At 49.2% G+C, this 11443-nt stretch carries 9 protein-coding genes; 5 read left to right on the forward strand and 4 right to left on the reverse strand.

The window, feature by feature from the left end; translation table 11 throughout:
- Positions 1–252: 252 nt before the first annotated feature.
- The 4 genes from ACO4XG_RS03350 to ACO4XG_RS03365 form a co-directional block, all read right to left on the reverse strand.
- A complete protein-coding gene (locus ACO4XG_RS03350) occupies positions 253–1545 on the reverse strand; it encodes a F390 synthetase-related protein (RefSeq protein WP_308508942.1) in 1293 nt (430 codons plus the stop codon).
- On the reverse strand, positions 1542–2345 hold the full coding sequence (locus tag ACO4XG_RS03355; RefSeq protein WP_308508941.1) for an MBL fold metallo-hydrolase: 804 nt from the start codon (positions 2343–2345) through the stop codon (positions 1542–1544). Before ACO4XG_RS03355 ends, ACO4XG_RS03350 begins: the two co-directional genes overlap by 4 nt.
- Positions 2342–3325: an NAD-dependent epimerase/dehydratase family protein gene (locus ACO4XG_RS03360; protein WP_308508940.1), complete on the reverse strand. Its 984-nt coding sequence runs from the start codon at positions 3323–3325 to the stop codon at positions 2342–2344. The genes ACO4XG_RS03355 and ACO4XG_RS03360 overlap by 4 nt, the downstream gene beginning before the upstream one ends.
- Positions 3326–3782: 457 nt before the next feature.
- Positions 3783–4763 (reverse strand): helix-turn-helix domain-containing protein, encoded by a 981-nt coding sequence (locus ACO4XG_RS03365; protein WP_308508939.1) that lies wholly within the window; start codon positions 4761–4763, stop codon positions 3783–3785.
- A gap of 186 nt (positions 4764–4949) precedes the next feature.
- Between ACO4XG_RS03365 and ACO4XG_RS03370 the strand changes: the two genes are divergently transcribed.
- Genes ACO4XG_RS03370 through ACO4XG_RS03390 form a run of 5 tightly spaced genes read left to right on the forward strand, consistent with a single transcriptional unit; the run spans position 4950 to position 11256 of the window.
- Positions 4950–5561: an MptD family putative ECF transporter S component gene (locus tag ACO4XG_RS03370; protein WP_308508938.1), complete on the forward strand. Its 612-nt coding sequence runs from the start codon at positions 4950–4952 to the stop codon at positions 5559–5561.
- Positions 5558–6292, forward strand: coding sequence for an energy-coupling factor transporter transmembrane component T (locus tag ACO4XG_RS03375; RefSeq protein ID WP_308508937.1), 735 nt, complete (start codon positions 5558–5560; stop codon positions 6290–6292). Before ACO4XG_RS03370 ends, ACO4XG_RS03375 begins: the two co-directional genes overlap by 4 nt.
- Positions 6289–7800 carry an ABC transporter ATP-binding protein gene (locus ACO4XG_RS03380; RefSeq protein ID WP_308508936.1) on the forward strand — a complete coding sequence of 504 codons (1512 nt, stop codon included), beginning with the start codon at positions 6289–6291 and terminating at the stop codon, positions 7798–7800. The genes ACO4XG_RS03375 and ACO4XG_RS03380 overlap by 4 nt, the downstream gene beginning before the upstream one ends.
- Entirely contained in the window at positions 7793–9550 is a 1758-nt protein-coding gene (locus ACO4XG_RS03385; protein WP_308508935.1) for an ABC transporter ATP-binding protein, read from the forward strand. Before ACO4XG_RS03380 ends, ACO4XG_RS03385 begins: the two co-directional genes overlap by 8 nt.
- A complete protein-coding gene (locus ACO4XG_RS03390) occupies positions 9547–11256 on the forward strand; it encodes an ABC transporter ATP-binding protein (RefSeq protein WP_308508934.1) in 1710 nt (569 codons plus the stop codon). The genes ACO4XG_RS03385 and ACO4XG_RS03390 overlap by 4 nt, the downstream gene beginning before the upstream one ends.
- Positions 11257–11443 lie beyond the last annotated feature (187 nt).

The raw sequence follows: 11443 nt of genomic DNA on the forward strand, positions 1-11443 counted from the left end.
TACTTCGCTTACAGCTTTATCTTTCATCGATTGCATTCCCAATATTGCATTGCTCACTTCTTCCTGCATTTCATGTTGCGCTTCACCGCTTTTCGTTGTTACGCTTTTTCGTTGTTACGCTTCTTTGTTTGCATATACACAGGAAGCACGGCAGTCGTTTTGCCATTCTCCCAAGTTCGCGCCTGCCCGATTACGCAAAACCCACGATAAGCACGCTCGGAATAGCTTTGTTATCCGGCGACACATCTTTTCTCAACCCCCGATTTTCCGCTCCACGCGCTTCATCTTGCGCCGAGGATCCGGAACATAGGGCGCGAACGCGATTTCCGGGCAGTGAAACTTCATCTTTTCCGCGAGACGCAAAAACTCCCGCCGAATTTGCGCTAAGGTATCGGAGCGCTCCCGCTCCAGATAGACAGTTACATGCGCGCTGCCGTCCTGTACGACCTTATAGTTCTTTACCCCTTCCGCATAAATCACACAGCGGCTTATGAAGTCCGGAAAGACAGCGACTTTGTCTCGATCGATGCCCGCAAAATAAAAGATATCGTCCTCTCGCCCTTCGATGTATTGAATCAGACTTGCGGGATTCCCGCAGGGGCAATGCCCCCTTTTCTCAACCAGAATGTCATTCAGACGGTAGCGGACGATGGGCTGCGACTGCCTTGTAAAGTCCGTGACAATGGGGACAAAGCGCGTTTCGTCCAGATACTCCCGTTCGATTAACACCAGTTCCTCATTTAAGTGAAAGTTCCCGTATTCGCAGACATAGCCGAGGAAGCCCTCCGTGCACTGATAGGCCTGGTGGATGACTTGAAGTCCGAATTGCGCCTTTAGATAGGCGGCATCCTCCGCGCGCAGCACCTCCGCGACCGAGATCACTTTTTCGGGATTGATTCTGAGTGCTCCGCTCTCCATGGCCCGTGCGATGTCGAGTAAGACCGACGGCGGTGCGACCAGCAAGCTCGGGCGGTAGGCCGCGAGTTCCGAAAGATTCTCTTCCATGTCTCTCAGAAGGTCAAAATAGCGAAACCGAATCAGCTTGGAATCTATGGTCTCGTAGAGATTATTGTCCGCGCGGAGAAAGAAGGCGATGCGGTGCCCGAAAATTCTGCCCTTCGGCAAAAACTTGGCGAGCACCGTCCCCGCCCAGAGCGCGCGCTCCCTGTCGCTCACCAAAAAGAGTCCGCGCGCCCCGCTTGTTCCCGAGGACAGCCCCACCGAGATACCGCCGAGCTTCTCCGAGAATTCTCGCTGCTTTTCACTGTCGATTGCAAGGGAAAGCGCTTCATCCCGGTCCACGCCGACACAATTCAGCGCATTGAAATGCTCCATCATGAACTGCTTGTTCATCAGGGGCAGTTTCTTAAAGTCTTCGAAGCTATGAACGGAAAGCTCCTTAAAATACGGGGAATGCTCTTTCAAATAGGCGAGTTGCCTTAGCACCCGCCGTTTCTGATAGCGCCGCAGCGCCTTTCTCGTGCGGAAACGCTGTAAATAGCGCGCCCGAATAAAGTACCAAACAACCGCCAAACGCTCTCTCATCCCTTGATGACCTCCTCGATTCCGCGGTCATGGCTAAAGCATAGCCGTATGCCGTCCGAGCGCATGCGCGACAGAATGCGATCGTTTTCCCGATAGGCGCGCATATCGTATTGCACAAGCCGCGCCGGAAAGCAGAGTTCATCCGCTTTTCCGACGAATTCATTGCCCCAGCTTGCATCCGCCCCGAGAAAGATTTTATTTTCCACCAGGCAGCAGAGCTGTCCCCGCGCGTGTCCGTCCATCTGCGTTAAGAGAAGGCTCCCGTCCCGGAAAAAATCACAGTAAGAAAAATACGCATTCTTCTCTTCCCGAAGCCGCTCCCGCCGAAGCACCGTGCAGTGCGCCGCAAACCAGGGCGGCAAGAGCCTTTGAAAAATCAGGTCTCCGAGCCGGTTGCGGCGGTAGCGCAAAAAGGCGTCCCGGCTCAGCACGATCCGAGCCGACTTGAAGTGCTTCACGCAGCCGATGTGGTCCGGATGCAGGTGGGACAGAAAGAGATAGCGTATCTCCTCCGGCTGAATCCCGTCCGCCATGAGCTGATTCTGAATCTCATCCGCCGGGCGCACAACAGTCGGATTCAACAGATGGTAGAGCCTCCCCTTAAACCCTAAAGCAGAGATTTCGCTGCTATAGCCGGTGTCAAAAAGGATATATCCCTCTTTCGCGTGCCGGATTAAAAAGACGCCCGCCGGAAACTGCCGCTTTTCATGCGAATATCCCCGAAACACCGTGTGCAAATCATTGGTGCAGTAGCCGCAAGCATAGTAACGGATACTCTCAACGGACTTGAATGCTGTCATCGCTCCCCCTTCGCATACTTCCGAATCCCCGCGCGTAGGCTGACAATAGGCCTGTAGCCGAGTTCCTGCTCCGCTTTCTCGATGTTTAAGGTCTGACTGTAGCCGAGCGTACATATCGTGTAACACGTAAACGGCGGCTCCCCGTCCAGGCGGAACAGGCGGTAAACCCGCTCCGACAAAGTCGCGACGCCGTAGAGAAGGCCGAGTGGCAGGCGCAGATACCGCGGCGTTTCGCCGAGCGCTCGAAAGAGCTCCTCCAGAATTGCCCGAAATTCTTGCGGCTCTCCGTTCGTGATGTTATAGACCTGCCCTACCGCGGCCTCGCTCTCTATGGCAAGCCGCAGGGCGAGCGCTGCATTTTCCACGCAGGTGATGTCCACGAGATTATGTCCGCCCCGAAAGAGCGGAATACCGCTCCGCCGATTTGCTTTGATGAGCCGCGGGATGATGCTGCTGTCCCCGATGCCGAAGAGCCCCCGCGGGCGTAGGATTACGCAGGGAACGCTCCGCTGCTCCCGCAGTACTTTTTCCGCCAAAATTTTGCTCTCGATATAGTAGTTCAGGTGATTTGAGGCATCGTAGTCCTCCTCCCGTATGTTCAGGCGATCGCACTTACCCGCGTAGATGCTCGGCGATGAGACAAAGACCAGGCGCTTCACCTTGTTTTTTTTGCAGGCGCGGACTACCCGCTGCGTGCCGCGCACATTGGTCTCCATGAACGCAGAGCGCTTGCCCCAGACCGTAGAGAGCGCCCCCGCGTGGATCACATAATCCACATGCTTCGTCGCCGCCGTGATGTCCTCCTGCCGGCAGAAATCCCCGACAAAGAGCTCTGCTTCTTCCGCGCCGTCCGCGCGGAGCGCCTCGAGCGCATCCCGCTTTCGCCCGAACGCGACCACTTCATACCCGTGTGCGAGCAGCTCCCGCACCACATAGCGTCCCAGGAAGCCGTACGCGCCGGTCACCAATACTCTGCTCATCTTCCTCCCATACACTTTCTCGGAAATACAAAGCCCCGGCTGCAACCGCGCGCAGCCGGGGCAAAGCAACTACGCCTACAAAATCAGACCAAACTCTCCTGTGGAACGGTTTGCAGCATAATTACATCCATTGTTATCAATACGCTAATTATCATAACGGTTCATCGGGGCTTTTTCAACATTGCGACAGGGCATAAAAAAGGCTGCCGCAATACTGCGGCAGCTTTTTCATTTTCAGTGGCATCCACTCCACCTGAATTCGCGTTTGTTTTCTCACAATCATTTTTCAATCAGAACGGTCTTCTTCTCCGGCAGATTTGCCTCAGTCTTCTTCGCCTTCACATCCTCTCAACTCCGGTTGCCGACGAATTCAGTCCCTTTATCAAACTCCTCACAATGTCATGGGCACCGCAATATGCGGATACTTCCTCTCTTTTCCGAAAAGTCAGCTTTCTCTTCATCCGAGAGAACTGTCGAATTTCCTGTGTGCCATTTTGCGATATTCCGATGGAAACAGCCCTGTATTGGTTTTGAAATTTGCCGCAAATCTTCCGCCATTGGAATACCCGACAGCCAAAGCAACCTGTTCGATTGCAAGGTCTGTAGAGACCAGAAGCATTTCCGCGTGACGCATGCGTCGCTGTTGGATGTATTCGGAAATCGTACAGTGATAGGTTTGCTTAAAAGAGGTCTTCAACTTTGTGGTGCCCATACAGGCGATTCGTGCAAGCGTATCCAGCGGAAGTTCCGAATTGAAGTGGTCATTGATATAGGATGCGACATTGTTCAAGGCATCCATGTCCTGCTTAGATATTCTTCCGCAGCTGTCATTTTTGCTGTTCTTTCCACGTTCATAAACAAGAGAGACTGCTTCCGCAACCTTGGCCTCATAAAACAACTTTGCCGGTATGCCTTCTCCTCTATACTCCCAAACCTGACGCAAAAGCTGTGACATTTTCGGGAAGTCGAGTGTTTGCCCAACGCGACTGAATGCCTCCTGCGGAGGAACATAGTCATTCGGGTAGCTTTCCCGCAGATACTCTTCATAATATGCGGGAAATACTTCAATTCCCACGGAACGAATCGGAATATTCTTGTGCATCATAAATTGATATACCTCATGTCCTCCGTGAAAGGTTTTGACACACCCTGCGGTTAAGCGGCGGTAAGGGGTCAACTCCTCCCCGGACACAGAGTCATAGTAGGTAATGCTTAAACACTCCGGCGTAGTCAGGGATATCAAATGATCCTCGAAAAAATAGAAATCGTGGATTTTAATATCAAATAAATCTCTTTCTCCGTAGACCCAGTAATATCCGCAGGCTACTCCCTTTGGAGCGAGGTACACTTTTCCGGCAGGGCTGAAGTTGTGTGTTGACTTACTCTCAACAAAACCGCTGCTGGTAAGCCATTCTCTGTAAAATTCGTCGATTTCCATACGTAATCCCCTCGAAATCATACATATCGGACGCGATTTCATACGCATCAGACAAACCGTTCTCAACCGTATTGTTTTGCTTTTCCTGATTTTCTATACTGTTTTTATAATTAGTTGAATCTAATACTATACTACCACCGCGTCTTTTGCACTGCAATGTGTACACTGAAAGGGAGGGCCTTTGTTATGACAAGTGAAACAAACCGCAGGAAACAGAAACTTACAGTCAAGGATCTCATTACTGTCGGTGTCTTTTCCGCCATTCTATTGATATGTATTTCCTTGAGCGGGGGCCCCTTTGCAATGTTCCCGACCTTGACCTTTTATTTTCCGGTAGGCGCGGCACTTCTTGCCGGACCGGTATATCTTTTACTGGTCGCAAAAGTCCCAAAACCGGGCCCTATTTTTATTGCGGGTCTGATGATGGCAATCTTCTGCTATGTGACCGGCATGCATATCGGAATGACCATCGGCTATCTGGCCGGAAGCGCACTGGCCGATACGGTAGCAAGGACCGGACGCTATCGGAATATTAAAATCAACATTCTATCCTATATTGTTTTCTGCCTCGGCGGAACCGGGTCCTATCTTGCATATTTCATCAATCCGCAAGCCTGGGTAAGCAGGATGTCGGAAAAGGGCACACCGCAGGAATACCTAGATACAATGGCGGCAACCGTCAACCGGCGGATTTTGATAACCATGTTGGCAGGCACTGTTTTAGTCGCCCTTTTCAGCGGTTTTGTCGGCAGTCAACTGTTAAAGAAGCAATTTGAAAAAGCGGGAATCACGGCATGATACAAAGTGCGAACACAGAAAGCCGTCCCGGGCTGTCGTTTGATCCCCGCACAAAAATGATTCTGCTGATTCTATGCGTGATTTCAGCGATGATTGTGCCCTCTATTTCCTATGAGAACTTACTCGTTTTTGCGATTACCATATTCGGGTGCGCAAGCGGAAAAGTCCGAATGTCACTTGTCCCGGCGGCATTTTACGGCGTCTTTTACCTGCTGACAACACGAATTATGTCACTTGAAAAAGGCCTATTGTACACCGTATTCACATCCTGGCTCGGCTTATTTTATACGGTCTACCCCTGTGCTTTTCTGGCAAACATTATTCTTTCCACGACGAAGGTCAATGAATTCCTGAGCGCGATGAACAAGGCACATATTCCCAAGCAGGTGATTATTCCGTTGGCAATCATGCTTCGGTACATTCCCACAGTTTGTGAGGATTGGGGGTATATCAAGGACGCCATGCGGCTCAGAGATGTAACCCCCTCCTTGTTCGGCTTTCTGAAAAATCCGGTTATGACGGTGGAATGTCTCTATGTCCCCTTGCTGATGACAGCTTCCAATGCGGCAGATGAACTCTCTGCCGCCGCAGTGACTCGCGGGATAGAGAACCCAACACCGCGTACCTGCCTTCTTGAGATACGCTTCCGGAGAAGAGACCGGATTGCCACAGTTCTTGCAGTCTGCATTCTTGTGCTGGGTCTTATTTGGGAAAGGATTGTGTCACCATGATTACATTTCAGCATGTATCTTTTTCATATGACTCACACAGGGCGCAGACGAATATACATAGAACAGCGAGTTTGCATGACATCAATTTCACGGTGAATGACGGAGAATGCGTCCTTCTCTGCGGGAAGAGCGGCTGCGGAAAAACCACCTTGACGCGCCTTGTAAACGGACTTATCCCCAATATCTATCCCGGGAAGCTGACCGGGAATGTTCTGCTTGACGGACAGAACCTTTCGGAACTTCCGATGTACGAAATCGCATCTCTTGTCGGTTCGGTGTTTCAGAACCCAAAGACACAGTTCTTCAATGTGGATACAGACAGCGAGATTGCATTTGGCGTGGAAAACCGGGCCTTGCCCAGGGAACAGATTGCGCAAAAAGTAGCTGCCGCCGCAAGGAATCTGAAAATCGAAAATCTGCGCGGAAGGAATCTTTTCTCTCTTTCCGGCGGAGAAAAGCAGAAGATTGCTTTTGCCTCTGTATATGCCATGAATCCCTCGGTTTACCTTTTGGACGAGCCATCCTCCAATCTGGATATGGAGACCGTTGATGCTTTAAGAACTCATCTCAAAGAGCTTAAGTCTCAGGGAAAAACCATTTTGATTGTCGAACACCGCCTATATTACCTGATGGATATCGTTGACCGCATCCTTGTATTGGATGAAGGACAGATAACAAAAAATTACTCTGCCAAAGAATTCCTGACCCTGACAGAAGAAGAGCGCCGAATACTGGGGCTCCGAACCACTGACTTGCGAAAAGAGCTTCCCGGGGTAATTGCGAAAATAGAACCGGAAAACAGTCTGGAGCTCAAAAATGTTTCCCTGTTCCACAGGAAAGAACCTGTGCTGAGAAATATCAGCGCGAAATTTTCGCGGGGTGAGGTAATTGCACTTGTCGGGAAAAACGGAACCGGTAAAACGACCTTTTCGCGAGCCCTCTGCGGATTGCATCCAGAAATCAAAGGAGATTTTTTCCGGGATGGCAAAATCATCTCAAAGAAAAAACGGCAGGAAATCTCCTATATGGTCATGCAGGATGTGAATTTTCAACTTTTTGCAGAGAGCGTGGAGGCAGAATGCTCCTTCGGCATTCGTAACCCGAATTCAGCTCTGATTGCAGAAACGATGGACACGCTGGATCTGACACCCTTCGCCGCACAACATCCCGGTACGCTTTCCGGCGGACAAAAGCAAAGGCTGGCCGTCGCTGTGGGACAGATATGTAAAAAAGAACTGATTGTCTTTGATGAACCTACCAGCGGATTGGATTATGAGAGCATGACAAGCGTCGCCAAAATAATCCGCAAGCTCTCCGAACAGGGGAAAATCATATTTGTTGTGACACACGATTATGAATTTCTTTGCAGGACATGTAGCCGCATACTTGTTTTTTCCGATGGTGACATCAGCGACGATTTAAAATTCCGTGCGGATAACAAGGCGCAGATGAAGCAATTGTTCTTTTCTGCCGTGGGGATAAATAAGGGAGGTGATCTGTTTGAATAAGGGACGAGAAAAACCGGTCAAATTACTTCTTACATGGGCCGGCAGCGACAAATGGTACTTATTTGCCTCTGTCTTGTGTGCATTTTTGAGCGGACTGCTTGTAATCGGACCGTATGTCGGCATTTATCGCTTGATGGACAGCGTCCTACTGGGAACGCTGACAAAGAAAGAATTGACGGACAGCATCGTTCCGGTAACAGTCACAACCATTCTTCGAATGATTCTGCTTGGTCTGTCCGGTGTACTCTCGCACAAAGGTGCTTATAACACCCTGTTTCGGGTGCGCTGCATGATCATAGAACACCTGGCGAAGGTTCCGCTCGGATATGTCAACGAGCGGAGCACCGGTGAAATCAAAACCGTCTTGAATGAGAACATTGAGAAGTTAGAGTTATGTCTTGCACATAACATTCCGGAGCTTGTCAGCTATCTTACCGGTCCTGTCGTTATTTTTGCTTATCTCATGACGGTGAATGTTCCGCTGGCACTCATTTCTCTGCTTCCTCTCCTTTTGGATATTCCGGTGATGATGGCAGTGTTTCAAAAAATGTCTGATATGTTGCCTGAGGCCAACGAATCTCTTGCCGACTTCAATTCCGTCATGGTCGAATATGTCCGCGACATGCGTCTGATTAAGGCATACCGGATGGGCAGCAAATCATTTCAAAAATTCAGAGAAGCCATTCTCGACGGAAACAGAGCGTGGAACAGAATCTCGAAAAAGACTGCTCCCTTGTATGCTGTCTTCATTCTGATACTGGAGTCCGGACTTTTGCTGATCGTTCCCCTGGGCGGAAGGCTATTCCTGCGGGGAACTATCACATCCGGCGTATTTCTCCTGTTTACCTATATCGGGTCCCTGTATTTGACGGAATTGCTTCCGCTTCAACAGCTTTCCGGAAATTTCGCGCAGGCGTTCAGCGGCATTGCAAAAGTAAAAGAAATACTGGAACTTCCGGTTTTTGAAGGCGGAGATGCTTTCCCCGAAAGCCGTGATATCACACTAAAAGGCGTGCGCTTTTCCTATGACGGAAAAACAAATGTGCTTGAAAATTGCAACCTGTGCATCCGCGAAGGCGAAAAAGTCGCCGTTATAGGCGCCTCCGGCACGGGTAAAAGCACGATTGCCGCACTGATTTCCCGTTTCTACGACCCGGATGGCGGAGAGGTTCTAATCGGAGGAAAAAACGTCAAAAGTATCCGATACGAAACACTCCTCGCGCATATATCTCTCGTCTTTCAGAAGACTTTCCTGACACGAGACTCTGTCTTTGACAATATTCGCATGGGGATGAACGCCTCTTTGGAGCAGGTTAGAGAAGCTGCAAGTGCAGCACAAATTGACGATTTCATCATGTCCCTCCCCGACGGATATGAAACAAAAGTCGGGAGTTACGGTTCCCGCTTTTCGGGCGGCGAAAAGCAGAGAATTGCCATTGCAAGGGCAATTTTAAAAAACGCGCCGATTCTTATTTTGGATGAAGCGACGAGTGCCGCCGATCCGGAAAATCAGATGGAGATTGACAAAGCAATCCGGAACCTCTCCAAGGGGAAAACCGTCCTCATCATTGCTCATCGGCTCAGTGTTGTCGGCATGTGTGACAAGGTTGCGGTGGTAGAGAATCATACGATTTCCGATATCGGCACCCATGATGAACTGCTTTCGCGCAACAGCTATTACCGAAGAAGTTGGGAAAGCTATGAATCAGCAAGGAATATCACCTATGGAAAAGGAGGTATCGCAGGATGACAGATAAAAACCTTTTCCACAAAAATACCCGGTTTTACCGTGGTCTGATATTGACCGTTTTGGAGGGACTTCTTTCCGGAAGTAACTATATTGTCATTTACGCAGTGCTCACAATGCTGTACGACGGTACTGCTTCTATGCGGCGCATCTTCAGTCTATCCGGCCTCGTCGGAGCTATCTTTGTGATACGACTTGTCATTTACAGCATTGGTTATACGCAGAGCCAAATCGGTGGCGCTGAGGTGTCTAAGAACATTCGCCTCGGCCTTGGCGATAAGCTTAGAAAGCTTCCGTTATCCGGCTTTACGGAAAAGCGCGAAGGGCAATACATCAATATTATGACGGCAGATGTCAATGGTTATGAGCAGATTCTTACGCATAAACTTGCCTCTCTTGTAAAAAACGGGATCCTGTCAGTCATCGTGATCTCCTTTATCGGTGTTCTGTATTTCCCGGCTGCGGTCATCCTACTGTTTTCTCTTCTTCTGTTGCTCCCCGAAATGTGGCTGTCATTTCGAATTGTGGGAAAGTACGGTAAGGAAAAGAATGCTGTTACGGCCGACGCTGTAGGACAAATCGTTGAGTACATCGACGGAATTCAGACCTTCCGGTCATATGGAATGGGAGGCACTAAAAACAAAAACACAACCGCTGCCCTGCGGAAATTCAGCACAGTCAGTTATCAATATGAGGCACACGGGATTCCGGTTAATTTTGCTTTTAACATTGTAAATTGGCTTACCGTTCCGCTGATTATGTGGATTGGATTCATCCCATGGCAATCCGGAGCCATCCACGCAATCAATTTCCTGTTTCTGTGCATGATGCCGATGGTTTTAGCAAAGCTGACCGCTGCAATTTCGGTGGACATGTTCAGTTACAGGAATCTCCTGATTTCAAAAACAAACATCCAAAACCTGTTGACAGAAAAGGAACAATCGAAAAGCAAAGATATCTTTTCGCCTAAAGAGTACGGCATCTCCTTTCATGATGTGTCGTTCTCTTATGTGCGGGGAGAACCTGTTCTGAAAAAAATGAGTTTCACAATACCGGATCATAAGCTAACCGCAATTGTAGGAGACTCCGGATCCGGAAAATCAACAATCTTGAATCTGATTGCAAAATATTATGATCCGGAAAGCGGGGACATTGACATCGGCGGGTACTCTATCCTCCATGTCAATGCGGAAGATGTACTGGATATCATCTCTATGGTCGATCAGGACACATTTCTGTTTCATGAAACAGTACGAGAGAACATACGCCACGCAAAGCCTTCCGCTACGGATGAGAAAATAGAAACCGCCTGCAAAAAAGCGAACTGTGACACATTTATCCGAAAAATGAAAAAAGGGTATGATACCTCCATCGGTGAAAACGGCAATCTGCTATCCGGCGGTGAACGACAGCGACTTTCGATTGCTCGGGCCATATTGAAAAACAGCCCGATTCTGCTTCTGGATGAGGCAACCTCCTCTTTGGATATTGAGAATGAACTCGCTGTCAAACAGGCAATTTCAAATCTGCTGCAGGAAAACAAAACCGTTGTGATGATTGCTCATACCTTGTCTGTTATAAAAAATGCCGATCGAATCCTCGTCGTGGCAGACGGAAAAATCGCGGAGTCCGGGACCCATGAGCAACTGTTAAAGTTGGGAGGTAAATATACGGCCATGTGGAACGCCGAACAATCGATTGCGTCATAAAGGACGTTCGGCTAAATCCGGAAGTGACAAAAAAAGCTGCCGCAATACTGCGGCAGCTTTTTCTTTTTCAGTGGCATCCACTCCACCTGAATTCGCATTTGTTTTCACACAATCATTCTTCAATCAGAATGGTCTAGTATTTATACCTAATCTAAATATCCAAAAACTCATAAGGCTTTTCCGAAAG

It is taken from the genome of Stomatobaculum sp. (assembly GCF_057248925.1).

Coding starts and splice junctions, on each gene's coding strand:
- ACO4XG_RS03375 (WP_308508937.1), top strand. CDS start 5,558: ATGATACAAAGTGCGAACACAGAAAGCCGTCCCGGGCTGTCGTTTGAT.
- ACO4XG_RS03360 (WP_308508940.1), bottom strand. CDS start 3,325: ATGAGCAGAGTATTGGTGACCGGCGCGTACGGCTTCCTGGGACGCTAT.
- ACO4XG_RS03370 (WP_308508938.1), top strand. CDS start 4,950: ATGACAAGTGAAACAAACCGCAGGAAACAGAAACTTACAGTCAAGGAT.
- ACO4XG_RS03380 (WP_308508936.1), top strand. CDS start 6,289: ATGATTACATTTCAGCATGTATCTTTTTCATATGACTCACACAGGGCG.
- ACO4XG_RS03390 (WP_308508934.1), top strand. CDS start 9,547: ATGACAGATAAAAACCTTTTCCACAAAAATACCCGGTTTTACCGTGGT.
- ACO4XG_RS03350 (WP_308508942.1), bottom strand. CDS start 1,545: ATGAGAGAGCGTTTGGCGGTTGTTTGGTACTTTATTCGGGCGCGCTAT.
- ACO4XG_RS03355 (WP_308508941.1), bottom strand. CDS start 2,345: ATGACAGCATTCAAGTCCGTTGAGAGTATCCGTTACTATGCTTGCGGC.
- ACO4XG_RS03365 (WP_308508939.1), bottom strand. CDS start 4,763: ATGGAAATCGACGAATTTTACAGAGAATGGCTTACCAGCAGCGGTTTT.